Below are 25,480 nucleotides of genomic sequence, written 5' to 3'. Positions count from 1 at the left end.
GATCGGTGCATTGACTTCATACCTTATCCTGTCTTTCGCTTTGCCATTTTCCCACTCAATTGTGTCTGACTTCTTGCTGACAAACTTTGCCGTGGCAATTTCCGTTCTAAGCGATGCAGCGGCTTCACGAACTTCCTTTTCCGTGTAATGGCCTAAGTCTTGGTGACTTAGATATTACAGTCCGGGAAGGATATGAGTTGACGATTCGCCGAACTCGTTGGCGCTCAGACGTTATTGTACTCGTCGCAATTTCAGTCTAACATCATCGATCGCGTGCAGTCATGTGCAGGTATTGCGACTGATGCTGAATTGATGTCATCAGCAGATGCTAAGTGCCGGACAGCTTTGCCAATGAACAATGGGGGCGGATTGTTAAAGAGTGGAGTACCAGGAACTTGAAATGGACCTAACATTTCTCCGTCTGGTACTGAACTAACCAGGTTATTAGTAAGACGGCGTACAAAATTATTGAGATCTGCTGCATTTGCAGCAATCCGATTAGGTGTAGATTGCAAAGTTCGAAACTCGTGAATCACAAGTACTGCTTGACAGCAATGAAGCCAATTTGCCCAAGCAAGCGTACCCGCAACAGCTGTCAGTAGCTGGTATCGGATCTCAGTTAGTAACGGAAGTGAACTAGAATGAGCAGGGAGAATTGACTGTACAAGATCCTTGATCCGGTTAAGCTTTCGGCTACGATTGGATTTGCGCCAACGTTCCAAGCTAGAGCAAAGTTCATCTGGCAGTAGCTTTCCAAAATGTTCATTCACTTTGGCTTCGATAGTACATCCAATATGCGAAAGCCTAATAGAACCAAGAATCGCTAGATCGGCATTACATGGCTCTCCGGACCTTTTGTCAAACTTGATTTGGGCTTCTGGTTCTACTTCAAGTGGATCAAAACCCTGCGTATGCTCATTGCTATCAAATAGATCCCGTAATTCGACAGGCAATGCGGGACGGCCTGTTTCAAGCCATGCCTTAGCACACTCTTTAGCACTTCGTCCATCTTGCCAGTGACGCTCTCTACCTTTCGGAGGTGCTATCTCAAACCAGTTCTCAATAGAATTGATTTTGCGACCACCTTTGCTGAGATCCATGGATTATCAACCTATATCACATTGTTGAATTAGTATTGCTCGTCAAAAATGGGGGTCTATAGAAATCACGATTCTTGCGAATTCTCTTGGTGCTTAATAACGACCTTATCGCTAGATTCGTAATTCTTGAAGTAAGCAGGGCAATCGCGAGGCTGAGTTTTACAGATCCAAGCTTGGGCAATGCAATTTAAGCCAGTCAAATGCTGCTAAATACATTCCAGGGATATTCTTTTGAACGGAAGCTGCTTATGAGCATAGGGGATGATGCCTATCCAGTGCTTCTGCATCATGGCCGCGAACTTCTCGAACTCAGGCAAGCGTTGCCAGCGTAGCGAGGCCTTACACTTCGCAAGAACTTCCTGGCCCACTCCGGTCGATAGTAGTCCCACAGTTGCACGAACTGTTCCTTCAAGAGATAGGCTTTGTGGAGGCGGCGAATCACCCGGAAGAGTTCCTTCAGCGACTGCTGGTCTTCCTGATCCAAATTCTTCCAATCAGAGAGCAGCGCCTACCGCTGGGCCGGCTTCATGAGCCTGCAACAATCGATAGTCAAAAGTGTCCAAACACAGTACGATGACTCTGTCTAAGCAATTAGACGCCTGCTTGGTGGGGGCAAAGTGGGGGCAACATGTCCCATATTATTCACATTGCAGCTAAATGGTGAAGACGAAGAAAAATGCAGAAATGGCCTATAAATAAGCTAGAATGGACAAAAGCACGAGTGGCGGAACTGGCAGACGCGCTGGACTTAGGATCCAGTGCCGCAAGGCGTGTGGGTTCAAATCCCTCCTCGTGCATTCAAATCTGCGTAGAAAACAGGGGTTTCTGATACCCGTTTATCACATGTCAGAATCAATGTCAGAAAATCGTGAGTAAGTGTCTGCTCAACATTCAGGTTACAGGCAATGTGATGGGTATACGCAAAATAGATTGTATCTACGAATTGCACATCAGATCATTTGCCAGGCAATCCTCTTTTCAAGTGATAGTTGATGTGGCATACTGAAAGTCCGCTGGTCAACCTGCCTGAAAGAAGTTCATGATCCATCCGCAAGCCTGCCAGGGTTTCTTTCGCACTGCTCCGATGGGCAGAAGAGAATTCCTGCGTGCAGGCTCGCTGAGTCTGATGGGGTTGGGTTTGCCCCAATTAGTACAGGCACGGCAGGCAAGTATCAGTTCCAACATCAAAGTTCGTTTGCCGAGGAAGCCAGCGAAGGCCTGCATCTTATTATTCATGTGGGGCGGGCCGGCTCAGCAGGATACATGGGATCCCAAGCCAATGGCCCCAGCTGAGTATCGCGGGGAGTTCAAGCCCATACGAACTTCGGTGCCCGGCATTCAAATCTGTGAGCATCTTCCGAGATTAGCCCAGCGGATGGACAAGCTGGCGGTTATTCGTTCCATGACACATGGCGATGTCAATCACACCACCGCTACCCATGAGTTGCTGACAGGTTATCCGCTTCCTAAACAAGGCGCAACACTGCACGAAGACTGGCCCAATATTGGCTCTGTGTTGAGCCGGATGGGTAAGGGGAAGAAGCCTTTGCCTGCGTTTGTGTCGATGATGCCGAAAGTAGCTGGCGAGGGTGCACCGCGGTTTGTGGAGGAATCGCACGGGCAGGGGGCAGGTTGGCTGGGGCCGGTTTATCAGCCGATGCGGATTGACAGCGATGCGAGCAGTCCGAACTACAAGGTTGCAGATTTCAATCTGCGAGCCGATATTCCTCCGGAACGGTTTGAACGCCGGCGATCGCTGCTGCAGCAGATTGACCATCAGGTGCGGGAACTGGAGCAGGATCAGCAACTCAGTTCCATGTCGAGGCATTACGAGAATGCACTCTCCATCCTGACGCGGCCTGAAGTGACGGCGGCGTTTGACCTCAGTAAGGAAGACCCGAAGCTGCGAGAACGGTATGGCATGAACATCCACGGGCAAGCGGTGCTGCAGGCCCGGCGGCTGGTGGAGGCGGGGGTGCCGCTGGTGACCGTCTTCTGGCAGAACGATGGTATCACCAATGTTTCTGTTTACTGGGATACGCACAGTCGCAACTTCATTGACCTCAAGACGAGGCTGTGTCCCGTTACCGATCAGGCATTTTCCGCGTTGCTTGATGATCTGGAACAGCGGGGCATGCTGGATGATGTGCTGGTGGTGTGGACGGGTGAGATGGGCCGCACACCCAGGGTGGGTCAGTCAGTAGTGGGTGGCGCGGGTGCAGGCCGCGATGGCCGCGATCACTGGTCGCAGGTGTTTTCAAGCGTATTAGCGGGGGGTGGTATTCAGGGTGGCATCGTGCATGGTTCCAGTGATAAGTTTGCAGCAGCCCCGGCCAGTAACCCGACTTCACCTGCTGATCTGGTGGCCACCATTTATCATTGTCTGGGCATTGATCCGGAAACGCTAATCATGGACCGGTTGCAGCGGCCTCAGAGCTTGACGAATGGGAAGGTGATTGAGGCGATATTGTCGGCGTAGTATATTTCTCCAAACATGGGTTATAGCACAGACATCTCTGTCGATACCACTGTTTAAGGTGAACTAAAGAGCAAAGAAATACAATCCCTCTCACCCCGCTGGGAGTGTGGTCACACTGGATAATTAAGTTGAGATGCATGATTTTACGAGATATGTTCTTAACAATGGGAAATAACGCAAACACCATCCAGAACCACATATCACAGTTAGACGGTCTTAGGGCATTCGCGGTCATATTTGTGATCGTAACTCACACGACGCCTCATTTTCTGCCGTTTGATATTGGAGCATTTGGAGTCAGATTGTTTTTCGTTCTTTCGGGTTACTTGATAACCGGAATACTACTCGGAACGCATAAGGCGGCAGAAACTCAGTTTTCAAAAGTAATCATCACATTCTACATCCGCCGATTTTTGAGAATCTTTCCGCTTTATTACCTTGCGCTACTAATTGCTGTCATTGTGAATCTACCAGGTATATGGGAGTCGGCATGGTGGCACGCCGCGTACCTGTCAAATGTCAAAATGGTGATCGAAAAGGTAACACCTGAAGTTGGCGGGCATTTTTGGTCACTTGCAGTCGAGGAACAGTTCTACCTCATTTGGCCGTTCATCGTGTTGCTCACGCCACGAAAGTTACTTCCCTGGACTATTGCTGTCGCAATTATCACTGCTCCGATATTCCGCTATTTTGCGTACAACATTTTCTATACAATGATGAGCCGTTTCCTGATGCCAAGTTGCCTTGATACTCTCGGCATGGGAGCAATGTTGGCGCTGATTCAACAGTCTTACCCGCGATTTGAAAAACGATACGCAATACTGTTAGGGGCAAGTGGCTCGCTGATTCTTGCTTACTTTTACTTTCGGCCAGATGATCGAATTGCGAAGTACGTTTTGACAGACATTGCTTCAGGATGCCTGTCAGTAGCGTTTGTTTACATTTCGATCGCCAGCAGTAACGAATCAGCGTTGGTAAGATTTCTTTCTTGGAGGCCATTGGCTTACATCGGGACTAACAGCTATGGAGTTTACGTCTGGCAGTGGTTTATTCCCAACTATGCTGAATACTTCGGCATTGAGTTGCCAGAGAAGAGTTGGTCATTGTTTTTGATCGTTACTGGTGTTTCTATTGTTGTTGCAAGTCTGTCATGGTTTTTATTAGAAAAGCCTCTAAATGAACTTAAGAGACATTTCCCTTATCCACGGAAACAAAACCACATTAGTTAATGTCATATTGGAAAATCGCTCAACGTCGTCAATCTCAAACAAATCTCGCAACCCATGCAGGCCAACGTTTGCTAATCCAACTTTCAGTTACCATTCCCAATGTCGACTGACCGTCAGCAGCATCAAGTCCACACCCGAAACTGCAAAGAAAATGGCAATTATCACATTTCCATCATGTATTGCGATGTGAATTTGTTACAGTAGCAGCTTCCGTTTTCTGTTCATCCTGTGATGCTGGTTCACCAGGGGAGAGTGATCGTGTTACGTCGATTTGGCTTCAGCCTCATGCTGCTGGGCAGCCTGAGTGTATTAGGGTTGAGTCTGCCCGCCTGGGCCGATGACAAAAAAGAGATAGATGAGCTTGAAAAGAAAATAGCTGACCTACAGAAGAAGCTGGTTGACCTGAAAAAGGAACCGGCGGCAGAGAAGTCAGCCAAGAAGAAGTTAAGCCTCGAGGATGCTGACAAATGGCGATCCATCCGGACAGCGGTGCTCTCCAACGATGGCAAATGGTTTGCTCATCGCGTTACACCTGCTGAGGGTGATGGTGAAGTCATTCTACGTTCGGTAGCGGATGGCAAGGAAACGAAGTATCCAGCTGGTGGTGGCAGCGGACAACTGCAGTTTTCCTTCGATTCCAACTGGCTGGCTTTCTCGGTTCTTCCCTACGTCAAGACAGGTGGCATGCCCGGTCAGCCCAAGCCTGTTTCCAAACTGTATCTCATCAACACCAAGACGATGGAGAAGACCGAGCTGGAAAACGTCAGCTCCTGCGAGTTCGCAGGTGAGACAGCGTGTCATATTGCTTATCGGAAATCGGGTACGGGAAGTGCGGATGAGGAGCCCAGTCGTGGGCCACGCGGATCCCGCGGGCCAGTTCCCACTGCACCAGCAGCAGCGCCAACTACCCCCGCGCCATCTCACAGCGGCACCGATCTAGTGGTTCGTAACCTTGCCGCAGGCACTGAACTCGTGTTCGGCAATGTGGCAGACTACTCCTTCGACAAGGCAGGCAACTGGCTTGTTACCACGATTGACGCAGCTGGGCAGTCTGGCAATGGTGTTCAGTTGCATGACCTGAAAACCGGTGCTCTTTACCCAATTGAAAACGGCAAAGCGGTTTATCGACAGATCAACTGGAATGAAGACCGTACCGCGTTCACCGTTACGAAATCGGTAGACGATGCAGGGTATGAAACCAAGTGGATCAGCATTCTCGGCTTCTCCAAGCTCGGACCCAAGCCGGAGAAAGTGGTTTTTGATCCCAAGGGGGATAAGAGTTTCCCTGCAGAGATGGCTATCAGCACCAATCGCCCGGCCAATTGGAATGAAGGCTTAGATGCCTTCATCTTTGGCATTGCAGAGCGGAAGAAGAAGGAAGAAACCAGGCCTGGCGGTGGTTCTGGCGGTGGGTCACGTGCTTCGGAGAAACGGGAAGAACCACGCAAAGAAGGAGCCGTGGCAAGCAGTTCTGCACGGCCAACTGCAACAGCGACGACTCCTGCCAAGCCTGATCTGGTCATCTGGCACTGGAAGGATGAACGCCTGCAGCCTATGCAGCAGGTTCAGTCGGCGAGTGACAAGCAGCACACGTTCCTGGCTACCTATCGCATCAAAGACAAGAAGTTCATTCGACTGGCTGATGAGGCTCTGAAAAATGTCACCGTATCCCCGAAGAACCGTTATGGCATCGGTAGAGACACTCGAGCCTATGACTACATGGGCAACCTGGATGGCAGGCGATACGCTGATATTTACTCTGTTGACACGCAGACCGGAGACAGGAAGAAAATCGTCACGAAGAGTCGCAACAGCTTCAACAGTTCGCCGACGGGAAGCCACTTCCTTTATTATGATGATGGTCATTTCTTCGCCTGCGACCTGGTAACGGGAAAAACAGTCAACCTGACTGCTGCCATCAAGAATACTTCGTTCGTCAATGATGAAGACGATCACAATGTTGATAAGCCACCACGCTTCCCGCTCGGCTGGTCACGCGATGGCAAGACGGTCATTCTTTCTGATGGCTGGGACCTGTGGGCGGTCAGTGTTGAAGGCAAGGGTGGCAGGAACCTGACGGGCAATGGCCGGTCGGATCAGATTCGCTATCAGGGTATCACTCAGTATGAAGCTGAGCCTAAGCCTGGTTATGATTTCACCAAGCCACTGTATGTCACCATGTATGGCGAGTGGACCAAAAAGAGTGGCGTGGGCCGGATCGATCCGGGCACCGAGGGTGTGAAAACGCTGCTGTGGAACGATTGCAACTACGGCACACCGTTCAAGGCACGCAATGCCGATGTGTTTGCTTACACCAGGCAGACAGCCATCGACAGCCCGGAATATTTCCTGACCGATGCCAGTTTCAAGGAAAGCAAGAAAGTTACGGATAGCAACCCCCAGCAGAAAGACTATTTCTGGTGTTCAGGCTACAAGATTGTAGATTACACCGGCACCAAGGGCGCCAAGCTGCAGGGCACGCTCTACCTGCCTGCCAATTATGAACCGGGCAAACAGTACCCCACGGTCATCTACATTTACGAGAAGCTGACGCAGGGTACGCATCAGTATACGCCGCCAGGATATCGTGGTGGGTTCAACAAATCGATTTACACTACCAACGGCTATGCGGTGCTGATGCCTGATATTACCTATCGCATTAACGATCCGGGCAAGTCATCGGTGGAGTGCATCCTGCCTGCGCTCGATGCAGCGATCGCCACCGGCGTGGTCGATGGCAAGAAGGTTGGTTTGCATGGCCACTCGTGGGGTGGTTATCAGACGGCATTCGGCATCACGCAGACCAAGCGGTTTGCCTGTGCCATTGCCGGCGCTCCGCTGACGGACCTCATCAGCATGTACAGCAGCGTTTACTGGAACAGCGGATCGGCCAATCAGCCTATTTTTGAAAGCAGCCAGGGGCGATTCACGGCAGGTTACTGGGATGAGCAGGATGCGTACATCCGCAACAGCCCGGTCTTCTTTGCCAAGAATGTCGAGACGCCTTTGCTGCTGCTGCACAACGATAAAGACGGCGCGGTCGATTTCACCCAGGGCATTGAATACTACAACACCCTGCGACGGTTGCAGAAGCCTGTGGTGATGCTGCAATACAAGGGTGAAAACCACGGCCTGGCCAAGCAGGAAAACCAGAAGGATTACGCAGTCCGCATGCGTGAGTTCTTCGATCACTACCTGCAAGGCAAACCCGCCCCCGACTGGTGGCAAAACGGCGTGCCCCACCTCAAGATGGAGGAGCATTTGAAGGGGAGAAAGTAGGAATTAGCTTGTAGGATGGGTCGAGCGATAAAACCGCGAAGCAATAGTGCTCTCGCTGTTTCAAGCTCGACCCAGCGTGCGATTGCAACCGTTGGTGGGGCTTCCTCACTGTGTCTCATGTGGTCATTATGAAGATCACCCTTTATCCTATGTTTGTGCTGGTGGTGATAGCATCTGTGACTGCGATTATTCTCAGCATTTATCCGGGTGTGCTTACCGATGCAATCATGTATGCGATGATACCAGCATTCCTTACTGCACCGTTCATCGCTGTGATTGTCCTGGGCACCCTGATTGCATGGGCTTGGCAGGGCAAGTTCCGCACGATACGCATCGGATGGAAACGGGTGGCGGTTCTTTTGGTAATCATCTTCAGCACCTATATACTGCTGAAGTATTACATCCCCAGACGAACCGCATTTGCGCTATCCCGGTCATCCTTTGAGCAGTTGTTTCCCGAAGCAAAAATATCAAAGTATCAGGGTACGAAGTTGAATCAACGATTGGGTATTTATCATGTTGATGAATACGCAGCTGATGCTCGAGGCGGTGTTTACTTTCGTGTTCACTGGGGCCCCGATGGGATTGGCCCGGATACCATGTCGTATGGTTTTGTCTATAAGCCTAACCAGAAGGGAACGCCGTTTGGAGCCGCACGCTATGGTCTGTATGGACTTGGCAATGATTGGTATTGGTTTCATGCCTCGAATGACTGGTATTGATCATGAGCACCGATGAACCTATCGATTCAGCTGATCATTCTCCTCGATCAGTGACTTCACGATACGCTGATATTGACGGTGTCCAGTTCGAACCTTCTACTGTACCTGAATCATTTCGTCACCTTCTTCCTCTCGCGATGTACTGGTCGATTGACGATGATGTAGAACGGATAGAAGTGTTAATTTCAACTCCGAAGCAGCAACTGCAAGAATTGATAGGAACGGTTGAACCACTCGAAAGATTTAACTGGAATTGGTGTGCATCGTTGCGGGAAAAAATTCCAATTCCGGATGAAGTTGTAGTTTATGATGCACTTCTTCAGGCCGCTTCAGAAGCAAAGATATTTTTGAGAGAAAATGTGAACGAGATTGAGTAGATTCAGGAACCGATTTCTCTACACATCCATCAACGAACTGACGATGTTGTCGTTGCCGTGTTGTTCTTTGAAGACCATATCGATGGCGAGGGCGGCGCCGAGGATGAGCATTTTGGCGGGGGCGTGGCTGGCGAATTCGGGGTTGGTTTCCACCAGGAAGGTGTCGGCGCTGGTGAAGAGGTCTTTCATGATGTCGAGGGCGCCTCGCCACTGTTTGGAGACGTGGCCAATCTCGGTGCCATCGGGCGTGGTGAAATGATAGTCGAAGAACCAGCGTCTGCCGCCGCCGACCGTTGCCCATACGTTGCCATGATGGTCGTAGACATCGAGCTTGCCGACGAGTGTCCAGAAGCGGCTGACAAAGTGGCCAATCGGGTTGCCTTCGCCATCGCGGACATCAATGCGTGATTTGAAAAGAAAGCCGCCCCGGTGCAGAGTGAATATGACCTGGCCATTCATATCGGTAACGGTGACCGAGGTGGGCATCCAGTTCTTGGTGATGATGAGCCGCAGCCAGGCGATGGCGGTGTTGGGCGTTTCCACAGCGTGGCCGATCATCTGTCCGGTGACGGGGTCGAAGATGTCGTAAGCATCGACGGTGCGGATGAGCCGAACCTGTTCCTGCAGCATGAAGCGGTCGTGATCGAGGAGCATTTGAGAGTGTTGCTTTCGTTGTTGATTAGCGCTTGAAGTAAGAACCCCTCACCCCCGGCCCCTCTCCCCGAGAGGGAGAGGGGAGAAGACGAGGCGTTGTTCTGTTAGATATTCGCTGGATTACTCCACCTTTTTGAAAAATGCGGTCATATCTTTGACGCCTTGGTAGCCGACGTAGCGGGCGAGTTCTTTGCCATCTGCTCCAAACAGAATGCCTGTTGGATAGGCCTTCACCTGATGTCTTGCAGTCAGGTCTTTACGGACATCGCCATCGGCTTTGACGCAGGCAATGCCCTGGGCAGCGTCGGCAACATCTTTGGCGGTGAAGACCAGTTGATCCATCTGCTTGCAGGGCATGCACCAGTCGGTCTCGAACTTGATGAAGTAAGGCTGCTTGCTCTGCTTGGCCTTTTGCAACGCGGTTTCGATATCCTTATGAAATTCGACAGGCCGGGCGGCGCGGGCAGCCTGGCGGTCTTCGCGAAGCCGGTCACGCTTGTTGGCATCTTCGGCCTGGGTGATGCCTGGGTCGAAATGGATCAGGCGGGCAAATCGTCCATCGGTTCCCTGCAATTCAATTCGCCAGGCTTTGCCGTCGGCCCAGCAATAATCTCCCACGGTGCGCGAGGCATCCATCCCGCCATTGTTGCCTGGTCGGCGGAGTTCCCACCAGTCGGCTTTGCCCAGGATTCCATCGTTGTTGCTGTCGCTGAGAACGACCTGCCACTTGAGGTTCTGCAAAACCACTTCGCCCGTGAGAAAGCCACGACGGGAGATGCGGATAATATCAGGCTGATCAGATTCCTGATCGACGACGATCCACAGTGCAAGGGGATAACTGGTGTAAGCAGGTGGAGTGCCCGCACGGGCATGGTTTACCTGCACGACAGCATTGAACGAAGACCAATGCTTGTTTCGATTGACATTCGGCTTGATGGTGATGGGCATGGAGTTGAGACGTTTTGTCTGCTGATTTTCCACGTAAAGAAGGTCGTAAGGTTTGCCAGGCTGGCTACGGGCAACGACGAGCAACGCGCCAGCATTCTTAGCATCGGTGCCTAGTGGTAATCGTGCTTCGAGATGGTCCTTGCCGGGTAATTCCGGATGAGGTTTTGCAGCGAGCTTGAGTTGTCTGCCTGCCGGGGAATAGCGAGGGGCGTCTGGAGAGCCTGGTTCGCCTGGCGTTAAGTTTACGTTGATGAACGGCTGGTTGTTTTTCTGATTAGTCTGATTCGTTTGAACAGTGGGCAGCCCTGCAAGCAACATGACAAGAATTGCAGCATGATTCATGTTTGTCATCCTCTAAAGTTCTTCATTCTGATGACGGTATCTTATAGACAATTCAGGCGAAACTGTTACGATACTGATCTGCCTGTATCCCCCTCCATTGCGGAAGTCTATCCTTGCGAGCGAAAAACAGCGTTTCAAGTCGGCTTGTCCTGGCCGTGGTATTGGTTATTACCACACTCCTTCTGTTGACATCTACCTCTGGCTGGTTCGGGTTGCTCGAAGCCCAGGAGCCTGCGCGACCCGAGACCAGGGATTTCGAACAGCAGTATCAGAAGACGGTGAAGCCGCTGCTGCAGAAATACTGTCTGACGTGTCATTCCACGGAATCGAAGAAAGGTAGCCTCGATCTGGAACGCTTTGCTGGGCTGGAACATATCCGCAAGGATTTGAAACCCTGGCAGAACTTGATTGAACAGATTGAAACGGGTGAGATGCCTCCTGCGAAAAAGCCACAACTCACCGAAGCTGAGAAAAAGCAACTGCTCTCGTGGGTGAAGGAATATCTGGATCATGAAGCGAAGTCGCGATCGGGCGATCCGGGGCATGTTCCATTGCGAAGACTGAGCAATGCCGAATATGACAATACCATTCGGGATTTGACGGGTGTGGATTTGCGTCCCACCCGCGAGTTCCCACCCGATGGTGCTGCCGGCGAAGGTTTTACCAATGCAGCAGAAGCGCTGACTGATATTTCACCAGCTTTGCTTGCCAAGTATCTGAATGCAGCCAAGGAACTGGCATCGCATGTGGTGCTGTTGCCGGATGGGTTCCGATTTTCACTCGCCAAGACTCGGCGTGACTGGACTGATGAGGGGACCAGGCGACTCCAGAAGTTTTATGCCAGCGTTGCACCGGCGGACGGCAAGCTCCTCTGGCAGCCATATCTAATCGCAACGGTACGACATCGTGAGGCCATTCAGAAGGGAAAACGCACGTTCCAAGAAGTTGCTACTACTGAGAAATTACATGCGAAATACCTGGACATTCTCTGGAATGCATTAAGCAGTACCACGCCTTCGCCGGTGCTTGATCCCATCAGAAAGAAATGGGCAGTGGCGACGGAAGCCGATGTGCCGGCATTGTCCAACGAGATTACACGCTGTCAGACAGTGCTGTGGAAAACGAACAACGTGGCGAACTACATCCAGTCGACACCAGCCGGTTTTGCAGAATGCCTGACTCGTCAATTGCCCTTTGTTCCAGCGATTGCAGAATCGACGCCATTGCGGATGAGCTACAAACCGGTGCCTGGGCAAAACGAGGCGGTGCTTTATCTGTCTACGCAGGATCTACTGCCTGTTACAGATGTCGCCAGGGTGATCTGGCAGAAGCCTAGGCTGGAAGCACTGGGCAAGCCGCCTTTGCTGCTGGCCGACTATGATTCATTTCGGGACGAGTATGAAGTGGATTATGCGAGTGTATTTCACAACACTGCGAAGTATCTGGAAGCTGTTGCAGAGAAGGTGCGAGTGCCGAGCAGCAAAGTAGAAATCCTGGCAAGCAGCCACGGTATTGATGCGCCATTTCTGCAGCGTTGGCTCGAAGTGCTGGCGGTTGATTCTGGCAGTCTGGGCCGAGTGGTTCCACTGGTTGCGTTTCAGCCACTCGAAGAGAAGCTGGAACGAGTTGGCAACAAGGCGTGGGTGAATGGATGGAAAAAGAAGGGTGCCGAACTTCCCATACTGGCATCTAATTCTTCCGATACCGAAGAACACATACCCGGGCGTGCGGCTCCGCACGGCGTTGTCGTACATCCCATGCCGCAGGAATGCGTAGCAGTGGTGTGGAAAAGCCCGTTGGCGGGCAAGGTGAAAATCTCGACACGCGTTGCGTCGGCACATCCAGCTTGTGGCAATGGCGTGGCTTGGTGGCTGGAGCATCGCAACGGTGAACGTGCTGTCATGTTTGCGGAAGGGGCCATTGGTGTTGGTGGTTCAGCCAAGGCGGACGGCAAATCCCTGACGCTCAATAGCGGTGATCAGGTGATACTCGGAATTGATGCACGCAACGGTGATCATGGTTGCGACCTGACTGATATTGCATTGACGATTCAGGAAGACAAGCCGGGTGGTCGTGAATGGAATCTGGCAGGCGATATCAACTCGTCCGTGCTGGATGGAAACCCTCATGCTGACCGGCATGGCAATCGGGATACCTGGAGTTTCGTCTATGGGCCGGCACGACAGGTAATAGCAAGCGTGGCGGCAATGATTCCAGCAGGTTCGCTGCTCGATCGGTGGCGGACAGCCTTGGGCAAGCCGACTCAACAGCCTGAACTGAAGGAACTAGGAACAAAAATTCAAGCAATGCTTTCCGGCCCACGCGTGGCGAAGGACAAGGATCCGAACAGCCTGCTCTACGATAATCTGGTAGCGCTCGATGGCCCATTGTTCCAAGGTGTAGCACCGGTGAAGCTCGGGAAGAAACCGGCGAATGCGAATCGTTTCGGCCTGCCTGCAACGCACGTTCATAATGGCGATCTGGCAGTGGATGCCAACACGGTGACCGTGATACGTCTACCTGCAGCTTTGCTCCAGGGCAGGGAACTGATTATGGAAGGCAAGCTGGAAAAGCCTGACAGCCAGCGGGTCGTTCAGATGCAGTTGCCGATGAATACACCCGGCATGGAGAAAATCTGGGATGGCAAATCAACTCTGATTGCGGACAAAGAGGGCCAGGGAGTCAAGCAACTGCTTCAAGGCATGAATGAATTTCGTCAACTGTTCCCCCTTTATCTCTGCTACCCCAATGTCATTCCCAATGATGAAGTGGTTTCCATCAAGATGTTTCATCGTGAAGATGAACCGCTCAACCGGCTGATCCTGAGCGAGGAGCAGGTTCGCCAGGTGGATGCATGGTGGAAGGAACACCAGTTTGTCAGCAGGCAGGCGAAAGCGGAGTTCGATTATCTGCCTCAGTTTATTGGCTATGTTTCGCAGGATGGCGCTCCGGGCATGCTCGAGTATTTCAAAGCACAGTTGCCGAAGTTCAAGGAACGGGCAGATGCAGCCAGGCAGATTGAAGAGACGGCTGAGGCAAGACAACTGGAAGCAGTGCTGCCATTTGCTGCCAGGGCATTTCGTCGCCCGCTCAGTCCATCGGAACAGAGTGAGTTAACGAAACTCTACCGCGATTTACGGGCCAAAGGCGTTTCACACGAAGAAGCGTTTCAGGGCCTGATCACGAGAATATTTGTTTCCCCTGCGTTTTTGTTCCGCGTCGAGCAATCGCCGACGGGCAAGGAGCCTGCACTGGTCAATGACTGGGAACTGGCCAGCCGGTTGAGTTATTTCCTCTGGTCGTCGTCACCTGATGAAGAACTGCGAAATCTGGCAGCAAGGGGCGAACTTCAGAATGAAAAAGTGTTGCTCAAACAACTCGAGCGGATGCTGCAGGACGAGAGGTTGCGTATGCTGGCCATCGAGTTCGGCACGCAGTGGATTCACGTTCGCGGGTTTGATGAACACAACGAAAAGAACGAAAAACTATTCCCGATGTTTGATGCAGCACTGCGGCAAGCCATGTACGAAGAATCCATCTTGTTCTTTAAAGATCTGTTCCAGAAAGACCGATCGGTTGCCAGCCTGCTCGACAGCGATGCAACTTATCTCAATGAACTGTTGGCCCGCCATTACGGCATACCGGGCGTTAAGGGCGAACAGTGGAGACTGGTTACACAGATAAAGCAATATGGCCGTGGTGGGTTATTGGGCCTGGCGAGTGTGCAGGCCAGCCAATCGGGTGCGTCGCGCACCAGCCCTATTCTGCGAGGCAATTGGGTGGTGGAAACACTCTTAGGCGAGAAGCTACCCAAGCCTCCACCCAATGTTCCCAAGCTCCCCGAAGAAGAAGGCACCGACAAGCTGACCATGAAGCAACTGGTGCAGAAACATACCAGTGTTGCAGAGTGTGCTTCGTGCCATCAGCGGATCGATCCTTTTGGCTTTGCCCTGGAGAAGTATGATCCCATTGGCAGGCGGCGGGAGAAAGACTTGGGTGGCTTGCCGGTTGATGCCAACGCAGTCATCAAGGATGGAACCAGCTTTGATGATCTCGATGGTCTGCGAAAGTATCTACTGACCAGAAAAAAAGAAAGCATCGTGCGGCTGTTCTGTAAGCGGTTGGCAGGGTATGCTCTAGGAAGATCGATTTCGCTTTCGGATACTGCGCTGCTCGACAAGATGGTGGCAGCCTTGCACCAGAACGATGGTCGCATCTCTGCAGCGCTCAAGGTTCTGGTATTAAGCCCCCAGTTTCGGATGGTACGGGGCAGTGAAACTTCGGAACATTAAAGGAGTTTGTCGTGACGTTACCTGTTACTCAGCCTTTGTCGCGGCGTGCGTTTCTGCGGGGCGTTGGCGTTTCGATGGCACTGCCCTGGCTCGAATCGCGGGCGGTCTGGGGTGATGACAAGCCCAGCCATGTTCCTGCGAGTCTGCCGCCGGTCCGGTTTGCCTGCCTGTTTGCAGGCAACGGCTTTCACTCGCGCGAATGGTGGGCCAAGGGTGAAGGCAAGAACATGGAGTTCGGCAAAGTGCTGGAGCCGCTTCTGCCTCATCGTGAAAAGATGCTATTCCTGCGTGGGCTGTTTAACGAACAGGCTCTGATCGGCGGTATTCACAGTTGCCAGACCGGGAATCTGCTCACCGGGGCGCATCTGGCGCCAGGTGGAGAAATCAAATCAGGCATCAGTTGCGATCAGCTGCTGGCGGAGCGAACACGCGGGCAGACCAAGGTGCCAAGCCTGGTGCTGGGCACCGAGCCGCCGATCGCTGCCATCCACAAGAATTATTCGATGGTCTATAGTTCGCACATTTCGTGGAGTTCCGCGACCACGCCAACGCCACTGGAACTGTACCCGGCGCTCGCGTTTGATCGACTGTTCCGCGATGAAGTGGGCAAAGCCGACAAGAGCGTGCTCGATGCGGTTATCGAAGATACCCGCGGCTTGCGTAATTCGGTGAGCCAGTCGGATCGTCGTCGGCTCGATGAATACCTGGCTTCGGTTCGCGATGTGGAGCAGCGCATTGAATCAGCAGGTAAAGCAGGCCGTCTGCAAGGCTGGCGGCCAACGCTGGCCAAGCCCGATATGCCTCGCCCGCCGGATGGCATTCCGCAGGACGTCGATCAGCACATGCGGCTGATGTGCGATATCCTGGTGCTGGCATTCAGGACTGATACAACCCGCGTTACAACACTGAAGCTCAACAACGATCATTCTTCGCTGCGGTTTCCACATCTGAAGGTCGATTACATGATCCATCATCTGCTGTCGCATACCGACAGTGCCGACTGGCTCAGGGTAAACCAGTTCTTCACCTCGCAACTGACGTACATTGCCAGCAAGCTGGATGCGGTGCAGGAAGGCGAACGCACGCTGCTTGATAACAGCATGCTGATGTTCTGCTCGAGCATGATGTCGGGCCACCATAATAATGACCAGTTGCCGGTGGTGGTGCTGGGTAAAGGCGGCGGCCAGATCAAGACGGGTCGCATTCTCGATTACCTGGGCAAGCCGAACCGCAAGATGTGCAGCCTGTATCTGTCGTTGATGGAGAAAGCAGGCGTGAAGTTGGAGAGCTTCGGCGATTCCAAGGAACGGCTGGCGGAGATTTAATGGGTCTTCTCCCCTCTCCCCTGGTTGGAGAGGGGTTGGGGGTGGGGGGCACGGTGGAGTATGGTAGGGTGCAGTGGAGCGATAGAGCATCAGTTGACAGGCGTTTGCGAATCAGAGCGAGACGCACCAGAGACCGCGCGGCTTATGGTGCGTCTTGCTTTTGGCTCTCTGAAACGCATGAAAAACATATTCGGGTGGTAGCATGAACCAAAAGTATCTCAAAGAGCAGATTCAAGTTTGTACGCGCTTCGGCGTGACGCCAATGCCTTGTCCCTCAAATTTGAAATTGGGAATTTCTGAAAATGTTCGTGAGGGTGTTTTGCCAATTAACGGTGTCCATCTAAGGGAAGAAGGTGATACCTGTGGATGGTATATTTGGGCTGGAGAAGAGTCTAACGACCCAACATTTTTTAGTCCGCTTCATGTCGAACATCTTGAGAATTGGTGTCCAGGTGCAATTCCGTATTTGATGTTGCCCGTAGGATGGAGGTTTCAAATTGCGCCTGGACATGAGGATGTTTGGTTTGACGCTGGAGTAGTAGAGTTATGCAAGGCATATGATGCGTCTTGCTTTGATTCGCACGAAAGCTCATGACGGGATGATCCAGCGCGGCGACAGCACCCTACGAGGGTTTGATTTATGCGAATAACCAACTGTTTAGTTTGTGCACTGGTATTCATGTGTCTATTTGCCCAACACGCCATTGCTGATGAACCTGCGCTGACACTCAGGCGTGAAGCCAACTGGCTGATTATTGAGGGCAGCCATCTGCCAGGCGGGGCGATTCGCATCAACTATCTGGAAGCATATTGCCGAGCTGGTTCAACCGATGCTGATTGGGGCAAGCATACGGTGATCGGCCATCGCAGTGAACTCGTTTCCCGCAGCGCGGATGGCAAGCGGATCGAAATCAGGGATGAGCTGCAGGATGGCGTGGTAGTCAATCATCGTATTGAAGCCAGGCAGGATGAAGTTGATTTTCAACTGGAACTGCACAACCCGAGTGAGAAGACTTCCGAGGCACACTGGGCCCAGCCTTGCGTGAGGCTGGGAACTTTTACCGGCTTCAGCAATAAGCTGGAGGGGAACCTGGAAGACTATCTTCCGAAGTGTTTTATCTTTCTCGATGGCAAACTGAGCCGCATGCCCACCCGCGAGTGGGCGAAAAAGGCACGTTATGTCCCGGGGCAGGTCTGGAAGCCTGCTCATGTACCGGCTGCTGATGTGAACCCCCGGCCACTTTCCAGCCTGACGACCAGCAATGGCCTGATTGGTTGCTTCAGTGCAGATGAAAAGCTGATTTTTGCGATGGCATCTGAGCCTTATCAAGAACTGTTTCAAGGCGTAGCCCGCTGCCTACATTCCGATTTTCGCATCGGCGGCTTAAAGCCAGGCGAACGCAAAACGGTACGGAGCAAAATCTACCTGGTGAAGAATGATGTTGCTGCGCTGCTGAAACGGTATGAAGGGGATTTTCCGGAGCAGGGGAAGCGGTGAGAAGGTGAAACTACTCAAAGTGTGTCGGGTGTTATTGTAATGAGGTTATACAGGAAGCCATTTACTGTTCAGATCGACGGCTCAATGAGTAGCGAATTAGAGAATACTCTTTCTAAGTATGGTGATTTGAAGAAGGGCTCAACTGATGGCGTCCAAGACGGATGCGTTGTACTTGAATTATCTGCAGAAGAATTTGCTTACATTCTCGTAGTCTTCAATACCCGTTCGTTGCATAACAATACCATGCGAGTGTCATTTGAACCGTATGAATGCAATCACAGCTGTCGTAATAAAGCAAAATACGATAATCTATTGGATAATATCTTGAGCGATATCCGTCGTCTGAAGTCTGGTAACGATTCAGACATATCACAATAGAATGCTGATGATCGCACGATGGTAGAGCCGCTTTGAATACTCTTAACAAGGTAACTGATACCGTTATTATTCATGCCCAACTGGCTACGATGGATACATCGGTGCCTGGGGCGTATGGGACGTTGCGGGATCATGCTGTGGTGATCTCAGGTGGGAAGATTTCCGCACTGGTGCCTATGGCTGAATTGAAGGTGCCACCAGATGCCCACGTCATTGATGCACAAGGGCGGTGGGTTACTCCCGGGTTGATTGATTGCCATTCGCATGTGGTATTTGGCGGAACGCGCGTACACGAATGGGAGAAGCGGTTGTGCGGTGTGCCTTACACGGAGATTGCCAGGCAGGGTGGAGGCATCCTTAACAGCGTGCGGGCCACGCGGGCATTGTCAGAAGATCAGTTGCTGGAGGTTTCGTGCGAGCGGGTTAAGGCACTCATCCGCGAAGGGGTCACATGCCTGGAAATCAAATCGGGTTACGGCTTGTCCACCGAAGAAGAATTCAAAATGCTACGGGTGGCGAAGCGGCTGGGGCAACTTTACTCGATAGAAATTTCTCCCACGCTTTTAGCGGCACATGCGGTGCCTCCGGAGTACAAGGGCAGGGCGGATGAGTATGTGGATTTGATTATCCGCGAAATGATTCCACATGCCAAAGAGCAACAACTGGCAGAAGCGGTCGATGTCTTTTGCGAGACTATTGCATTTACTGTGGAGCAGTGTGACTGCATCTGGTCAGCAGCCCGTCAGCATGGGCTGGCGGTGAAGGGGCATGTGGAACAGTTAAGCCCATCGCAGGGCACGGTAACTCTTGCTCATCATCAGCCCTGGTCTGCGGATCATCTCGAATACCTGGATCAGAATGGAGTCAATGCCCTGGCACGGTGCGGCGGCGTTGCGGTGCTGTTGCCAGGGGCCTATTATTTCATGCGTGAGAAGACGATGCCGCCGGTGAAGCTGTTGCAGCAAGCGGGTGTGCCGATGGCGGTGGCGACCGATATGAATCCGGGGACGTCGCCCTTCTGTTCGCTGCGATTGGCGATGAACATGGCATGCGTACTCTTCGGATTGACGCCTGAAGAGGCTCTCATGGGAACGACACGGCATGCAGCGCGGGCACTGGGGCGGTCAGGCCACTGCGGTACCATTGCAGTGGGAAAAGTGGCTGATTTGCTGATCTGGAATATTGACCATCCAGCGGAAATCGTATGTTCACTGGGAGTCAATCCACTCGTACATCGCATGTTCCGGGGGCAACTCGATGCCAGCCAATCCTGAAATGAGCGTGTGGGCCGGTCGCGATGATACTGCCGCTGAAGGTCAGCAGGCGCGTCGCTGGCATCAGGTCATTACGAGTTGGACGGCGAAGAATTCGCCTGGCCATGTGCTGTTGGGGTTTGCGTGTGATGAAGGGGTCAAACGCAATCAGGGCCGGGCTGGTGCTGCGGAAGCTCCGCAAGCCTTGCGGCGGGCGCTGGCTAATCTCGCCTGGCACAATGATGAGCCGCTCTACGATGGTGGTGATGTTGTCTGCGATGGGCCGAAGATGGAGGAAGGGCAACAGCAACTGGCGGAACGCATCGAATACTTGTTGGCGTTTGTGCAGAAGGTAACTGTACTGGGGGGCGGGCATGAAACCGCCTGGGGAACATTCCAGGGCCTCAAAGATTACACCAAAGGAAAAAAATTTGGCATCATCAATTGTGATGCACACTTTGACCTCAGGCAGAATGCAACCGCACACTCAGGAACGCCGTTCTCCCAGATTGCCCAATGGTGCGAAGCGGAGAAGTTGCCTTTCAACTATTTCTGCCTGGGCATAGCAGAGCCTTCCAATACCACTGCCCTCTTTGATCGGGCACGCAGCCTGGGTGCGACCTGGCTGACCGATATTCAACTGAATACGTTGCCGCTCGATACTCATCTGGAACAACTGCGGATTTTCCTGGAGCCGCTCGATCTGGTCTACCTCAGCATTGATCTGGATGTTCTGCCTGTTGATTTGATGCCGGGAGTGAGCGCTCCGGCCAGCCTGGGCATGCCGCTGATTGTGCTGCTCGAACTGATTCAGACGGTTGCCGAATCAGGGAAGCTGGCTATTGCAGACATGGTTGAACTCAGTCCGCCACTGGATCCATCGCAGCAAAGCGCCCGCGTGGCTGCCCGCATTGTCTGGCATCTGCTGCATCATTGGACAAGACCTCTTCCGGGACATTTCCATGCAAAACCGTAACGACGCCAGCAGGGTGATTCGTGCACCACGAGGCAAACAGATCAGCTGCAAGAACTGGCAGGCTGAAGCTGCGATGCGGATGCTGATGAACAATCTCGATGCGGAAGTGGCGGAGCGGCCCGCAGAACTGGTCGTGTATGGCGGCATTGGGCGGGCGGCACGCAACTGGGAATGCTTCGACAAGATTGTGGAAGTGCTGAAGCGACTGGAAGCTGATGAAACCCTGCTGATTCAATCGGGCAAACCGGTGGGTGTTTTCAAGACGCATGCCGATGCACCGCGTGTTCTGCTGGCCAATTCCAATCTGGTGCCTCACTGGGCTAACTGGGAGCATTTCAATTCGCTCGATAAGCTCGGCTTGATGATGTATGGCCAGATGACAGCGGGCAGTTGGATTTACATCGGCACGCAGGGAATTGTGCAAGGCACCTATGAAACTTTTGTCGCTGTTGCTCAAAAGCACTTTGGCGGCAACGCTACTGGGAAATGGATTCTGACCGGTGGACTGGGGGGCATGGGTGGCGCTCAACCACTGGCAGGCGTGATGGCAGGGTTCTCGCTGCTGGCCGTTGAGTGTGATGAAACCCGCATCGACTTTCGATTGCGAACCAGGTACCTCGATGTCAAAGCGTCATCGTTGGAACATGGGATTCAACTGCTCAAGAAATCATTTGCAGAGAAGAAACCTGTCTCGATTGGGTTGTTGGGCAATGCAGCGGATGTCTTTACCGAAATATCGAAACATGCATTCAAGCCGGATGTGGTGACGGATCAAACCAGTGCACACGATCCACTCAATGGCTATTTGCCTCAGGGTTGGACGCTGGAGCAATGGAAGTTGCGAAGACAAAGTGAGCCGCAAGCTGTTGTTGAAGCAGCCAAGGCGTCTATGGCGGTGCAGGTGAGGGCCATGTTGGAGCTGCAGAAATCGGGTGCTGCGACGCTCGATTACGGCAACAATATCAGGCAGATGGCTTTTGAGACCGGTGTAAAGAACGCATTTGATTTTCCTGGGTTTGTCCCGGCTTACATTCGCCCGTTGTTCTGTGAAGGCATTGGACCGTTTCGATGGGTGGCGCTTTCGGGCAAGCCGGAAGATATTTACCGGACGGATCAGAAGGTGAAGGAGTTGTTGCCTGATCATGCATCGCTGCATCGCTGGCTGGATATGGCGCGGGAGCGGATTCAGTTTCAGGGATTGCCTGCCCGCATCTGTTGGGTGGGTTTGAAAGATCGGGCCCGGCTGGGGCTGGCGTTCAATGAAATGGTGGCACGGGGCGAGGTCGAAGATCCGATCGTTATTGGCAGAGATCATCTCGATTCCGGCTCGGTGGCCAGCCCGAATCGGGAAACGGAGAGCATGATGGACGGTTCGGATGCGGTTTCCGATTGGCCTTTGCTCAATGCCTTGCTGAATACCGCATCGGGCGCCACCTGGGTTTCGCTGCATCATGGCGGCGGGGTGGGCATGGGGTTCAGTCAGCATGCCGGGGTAGTGATTCTTTGTGATGGGACTGATGCAGCGGCGGCGCGCATCAAGCGGGTGCTGTGGAATGATCCTGCGACGGGTGTGATGCGACATGCTGATGCGGGCTACGATATTGCAAGGCAAACTGCTCGGGAACAGCATCTCGATTTGCCAATGCTGGGGTAACATGATGAAGAATTACACGATGAAACCAGGACGGGTTTCGCTGGCAGATTGGCGAAGGCTGGCGAAAGACAGTTCTCTTCAACTGGAATTGTCACCGGAGAGTTTTGCTGCCATTGATATAGCGGCAGATTGTGTCAAACGTGTTTTGATCGAAGGCCGCACGGTTTACGGTGTCAACACCGGTTTTGGGTTGCTGGCCAACACGCGGATTCAGCCTGATGAGCTTGAACTACTGCAGCGAAGCATTGTGTTGTCGCACGCGGCGGGGGTAGGTAAGCCGCTGGATGATGCCACGGTGCGGCTCATTCTGGCACTGAAGATCAACAGCCTGGCGCGAGGATATTCTGGTGTACGTCGGCAAGTGATCGATGCACTGATCAGGCTTTTCAACAAGCAGGTCTATCCGGTGATACCGGCCAAGGGTTCGGTGGGTGCATCGGGCGATCTGGCGCCGCTCGCACATATGGCGGCAGTGCTCATTGGCGAGGGGGCGGCCAGTTACCAAGGGAAGACCATCACCGGCAGGCAGGCGATGCAGCAGGCGGGGTTAGAACCGTTCGTGCTTGCTCCCAAAGAAGGGCTGGCGCTGCTTAATGGTACGCAGGTGTCTACAGCACTGGCACTGCAGGGACTTTTTGCCTGCGAAGCAGTGTTTGATGCAGCGCTTGTTGCAGGGGTACTTTCGGTGGAGGCGGCGCAGGGAAGTCGCAAGCCGTTTGATGAACGCATTCATGAAGTGCGTGGTTTGCCTGCACAACAGCAGGTCGCTGCGAAGTATCGGGAGCTTTTGGGGCATAGCGAGATTGAGAAGTCGCACGAGAATTGCAGCAAGGTGCAGGATCCCTATTCACTGCGTTGTCAGCCTCAGGTGATGGGGGCGTGTCTGGATCAGATGCAGCATGCAGCGAAGCTGCTTTGCCTGGAAGCCAATGGCGTTTCGGACAATCCGCTGATCTTTGCAGAGACCGATGAGATTATTTCGGGCGGCAACTTCCATGCAGAACCGGTTGCCATGGTGGCGGACAATCTGGCAATAGCTCTAGCGGAGATCGGGTCGCTGTCGGAAAGGCGAACGGCATTGCTGATTGACAAGAATCTTTCGGGTTTGCCGCCGTTCCTTGTGGAAAATGGTGGAGTGAATTCGGGGTTCATGATTGCCCAGGTAACCGCTGCGGCTTTGGTCAGTGAGAACAAGACGCTGGCACACCCGGCATCGGTGGACAGCATACCGACATCTGCCAACCAGGAAGATCATGTTTCGATGGCGACGTTTGCAGCACGCCGTTTGCAGGAGATGGCTGAAAACGCGGCAAGTATTGTGGCCATCGAATTATTGGCTGCGGTGCAGGGGTTGGATTTCCGTAAGCCGTTTCACACTTCAGCGAAGTTGGAAGAGGCCAGGCAACTGGTACGACGTCATGCACCGTTCTATGATCACGACCGCTATTTTGCGCCTGATATTCAGGTGACTACTGAACTGGTGCAGCAGGGTGCGTTTTCGGCGTTTGTGGGGGAATCGATGCTGGGAGTGTGATGCCAGGACTTTTTAGAGAATTGTGGCAGTGGCACAGGCATTCCTGCCTATGCGCACAGACAAGAATGTCTGTGCCAACCATTAGACAGAGTTACAGTTCTAAATAAACCGGTTGACCCACTTCTTGACTTCGGGGGCATCGATCACTGCTTTTACCCTGGAGATGGCGTGGCGGGTTGGTTCTTCGAAGGGTTCGATAGCATACTGAATCGTCTGGCTGAAGTTCCGCAGAGTGGGGTAACCGATCTCCAGTGGGTTATCCAGTTCGGGGAACTCCCAACTGGTGAAAGTAGCAGGAATCTCAAAGGAAGGGTTAGGCAAATTCCAGGATCGTTCCGTGAACGAATTGAATTCCTGTTTCACAGTGGCTAAGAATTGATTCGGATTCAGTGGGAGTTGTGCCTGCTGCTGGTCGCCTGGCTGAGGTATCTGGCCTGGGTGTTGCATGTACCAGGTGAAAAGTGCAATGGCGACGGCAGCGGCACAGGCAAGATACGACGAATTCCTGAGCCAGCGTGTGCGGTTCTGTTCGCGGCGGTAGCGGTTCAGAACAGATTGTGTGAAGTGGTCAGGCACATTGGGTATGATGGTAGCAGTTGCGCTGAACAGTGCCTGCCACGGTTGGCACGCTTGGCAGTGTTCCACATGATGGTGCAGTTCCAGAGGTAGGTTACCCTCGAAACGTGCATCAAGCAGTTCCTGCAGTTCATGCTGTATCTGCTGACAAGTCATGTCTTTCATTGGAGGCCTTCCCTCCCGGTGTGAACTACTCCCCGTTCCTGAAGAATCTGTACCACAGATTGTCGGGCACGGTGAAGCCAGGTTTTAATGGTGCCTACCGGTTTCTGCATGATGGAACCAATGGTTTCATAAGGCAGCTCTTCCTGGTGGAAGAGAATGAATACCTCCTTGTATTCCACACGAAGAGAATCAACAGCGGCGTTAATTTCCTGCTGAAGATCGCTGGTGCGTTCCGCAGGTTTTTCGCGGCAGGGGTTGGTATCGAGAATCGGGCTTAAGTGTGGCCGTCGTGCTCGCTTTGCCAATGCCGTTCGGCAACGATTAATGGCAATGCTGAGTATCCAGGGTTTCAGCGGGCGTTCCTGATCCCACGTATGGAGACTTCGGAACACACGGATGAAGGATTCCTGGGCAAGGTCTTCCGCTTCATGCGGATCAGACAGCAAACGGCAACAGACCCGATAGACATCGGCTTCGAACCGCTCCACCAGATTCTTCATGGCCATGGGATCGTGAGCCTGGCAGGCTTTGGCAAGCATCCGTTCCTGATTCAATGAGCCAGCCTGCTCGATCACCTGTTCCACGGAATCCTCCAGGGAATCCTTTGGGGGAACGGCACGAGGAATCGATGTCCAGCCGTAACGAGATACGCTCACCTGCATCACCTTCTATTCCCTCGTATGGGGAAATAAGTTTCAA

General features: G+C 52.7%; 19 protein-coding genes and 1 tRNA gene. 14 read left to right on the top strand and 6 right to left on the bottom strand.

The features are described from left to right. Positions 1-251: 251 nt before the first annotated feature. Complete coding sequence (locus tag JNJ77_08385) at positions 252-1,100, bottom strand: hypothetical protein (GenBank protein ID MBL8822588.1); 849 nt, start codon at positions 1,098-1,100, stop codon at positions 252-254. Positions 1,101-1,386: 286 nt separating this feature from the next. After that, positions 1,387-1,584, bottom strand: coding sequence for a transposase (locus JNJ77_08380; GenBank protein MBL8822587.1), 198 nt, complete (start codon positions 1,582-1,584; stop codon positions 1,387-1,389). Positions 1,585-1,815: 231 nt separating this feature from the next. Between JNJ77_08380 and JNJ77_08375 the strand changes: the two genes are divergently transcribed. The 6 genes from JNJ77_08375 to JNJ77_08350 all read left to right on the top strand — a co-directional run bounded on the left by JNJ77_08375 (position 1,816) and on the right by JNJ77_08350 (position 9,186). Beyond that, positions 1,816-1,897, top strand: a tRNA-Leu gene (locus JNJ77_08375). Between the two features lie 242 nt (positions 1,898-2,139). Continuing rightward, on the top strand, positions 2,140-3,579 hold the full coding sequence (locus tag JNJ77_08370) for a DUF1501 domain-containing protein (GenBank protein MBL8822586.1): 1,440 nt from the start codon (positions 2,140-2,142) through the stop codon (positions 3,577-3,579). Between the two features lie 137 nt (positions 3,580-3,716). Beyond that, positions 3,717-4,808, top strand: coding sequence for an acyltransferase (locus JNJ77_08365; protein ID MBL8822585.1), 1,092 nt, complete (start codon positions 3,717-3,719; stop codon positions 4,806-4,808). Positions 4,809-5,093: 285 nt separating this feature from the next. Beyond that, positions 5,094-8,087, top strand: a complete 2,994-nt coding sequence (locus tag JNJ77_08360; GenBank protein ID MBL8822584.1) for a prolyl oligopeptidase family serine peptidase — start codon at positions 5,094-5,096, stop codon at positions 8,085-8,087. A 128-nt stretch (positions 8,088-8,215) separates the two neighbouring features. Beyond that, positions 8,216-8,809, top strand: coding sequence for a hypothetical protein (locus JNJ77_08355; GenBank protein ID MBL8822583.1), 594 nt, complete (start codon positions 8,216-8,218; stop codon positions 8,807-8,809). A 2-nt stretch (positions 8,810-8,811) separates the two neighbouring features. Further along, positions 8,812-9,186, top strand: coding sequence for a hypothetical protein (locus JNJ77_08350; protein MBL8822582.1), 375 nt, complete (start codon positions 8,812-8,814; stop codon positions 9,184-9,186). An 18-nt stretch (positions 9,187-9,204) separates the two neighbouring features. On the opposite strand, the gene JNJ77_08345 is transcribed toward JNJ77_08350, so the two are convergent. Together JNJ77_08345 and JNJ77_08340 are read right to left on the bottom strand one after the other, a co-directional pair. After that, positions 9,205-9,840: a hypothetical protein gene (locus tag JNJ77_08345; GenBank protein ID MBL8822581.1), complete on the bottom strand. Its 636-nt coding sequence runs from the start codon at positions 9,838-9,840 to the stop codon at positions 9,205-9,207. A 120-nt stretch (positions 9,841-9,960) separates the two neighbouring features. After that, the gene (locus tag JNJ77_08340) at positions 9,961-11,130 is read right to left on the bottom strand and encodes a thioredoxin family protein (GenBank protein MBL8822580.1); all 1,170 of its coding nucleotides are present in this window, start codon (positions 11,128-11,130) and stop codon (positions 9,961-9,963) included. 113 nt (positions 11,131-11,243) lie between these two features. Between JNJ77_08340 and JNJ77_08335 the strand changes: the two genes are divergently transcribed. The 8 genes from JNJ77_08335 to hutH all read left to right on the top strand — a co-directional run bounded on the left by JNJ77_08335 (position 11,244) and on the right by hutH (position 24,040). After that, positions 11,244-15,422 (top strand): DUF1592 domain-containing protein, encoded by a 4,179-nt coding sequence (locus JNJ77_08335; protein MBL8822579.1) that lies wholly within the window; start codon positions 11,244-11,246, stop codon positions 15,420-15,422. Between the two features lie 74 nt (positions 15,423-15,496). Continuing rightward, complete coding sequence (locus JNJ77_08330; protein MBL8822578.1) at positions 15,497-16,747, top strand: DUF1552 domain-containing protein; 1,251 nt, start codon at positions 15,497-15,499, stop codon at positions 16,745-16,747. A gap of 202 nt (positions 16,748-16,949) precedes the next feature. After that, positions 16,950-17,342, top strand: a complete 393-nt coding sequence (locus JNJ77_08325) for a hypothetical protein (protein ID MBL8822577.1) — start codon at positions 16,950-16,952, stop codon at positions 17,340-17,342. 84 nt (positions 17,343-17,426) lie between these two features. After that, positions 17,427-18,245: a hypothetical protein gene (locus tag JNJ77_08320; GenBank protein MBL8822576.1), complete on the top strand. Its 819-nt coding sequence runs from the start codon at positions 17,427-17,429 to the stop codon at positions 18,243-18,245. Positions 18,246-18,712: 467 nt separating this feature from the next. Then, positions 18,713-19,897, top strand: a complete 1,185-nt coding sequence (locus JNJ77_08315; protein ID MBL8822575.1) for an imidazolonepropionase — start codon at positions 18,713-18,715, stop codon at positions 19,895-19,897. Next, positions 19,881-20,852, top strand: a complete 972-nt coding sequence (gene hutG, locus JNJ77_08310) for a formimidoylglutamase (protein MBL8822574.1) — start codon at positions 19,881-19,883, stop codon at positions 20,850-20,852. The genes JNJ77_08315 and hutG overlap by 17 nt, the downstream gene beginning before the upstream one ends. Continuing rightward, positions 20,839-22,506 carry a urocanate hydratase gene (locus JNJ77_08305; GenBank protein MBL8822573.1) on the top strand — a complete coding sequence of 556 codons (1,668 nt, stop codon included), beginning with the start codon at positions 20,839-20,841 and terminating at the stop codon, positions 22,504-22,506. Before hutG ends, JNJ77_08305 begins: the two co-directional genes overlap by 14 nt. A gap of 4 nt (positions 22,507-22,510) precedes the next feature. After that, positions 22,511-24,040, top strand: coding sequence for a histidine ammonia-lyase (gene hutH, locus JNJ77_08300; GenBank protein MBL8822572.1), 1,530 nt, complete (start codon positions 22,511-22,513; stop codon positions 24,038-24,040). A gap of 99 nt (positions 24,041-24,139) precedes the next feature. Here the strand turns inward: hutH and JNJ77_08295 are convergent, their stop codons facing one another. Together JNJ77_08295 and JNJ77_08290 are read right to left on the bottom strand one after the other, a co-directional pair. Further along, positions 24,140-24,781: a hypothetical protein gene (locus JNJ77_08295; GenBank protein ID MBL8822571.1), complete on the bottom strand. Its 642-nt coding sequence runs from the start codon at positions 24,779-24,781 to the stop codon at positions 24,140-24,142. After that, positions 24,778-25,320 (bottom strand): RNA polymerase sigma factor, encoded by a 543-nt coding sequence (locus tag JNJ77_08290; GenBank protein ID MBL8822570.1) that lies wholly within the window; start codon positions 25,318-25,320, stop codon positions 24,778-24,780. Before JNJ77_08290 ends, JNJ77_08295 begins: the two co-directional genes overlap by 4 nt. Between the last annotated feature and the right edge of the window lie 160 nt (positions 25,321-25,480).

It is taken from the genome of Planctomycetia bacterium, assembly GCA_016795155.1.
Taxonomy (GTDB): domain Bacteria; phylum Planctomycetota; class Planctomycetia; order Gemmatales; family HRBIN36; genus JAEUIE01.
The sequence above is the reverse complement of the archived record's forward strand: the minus strand, read 5'-3'. Positions and strand labels throughout refer to the sequence as shown.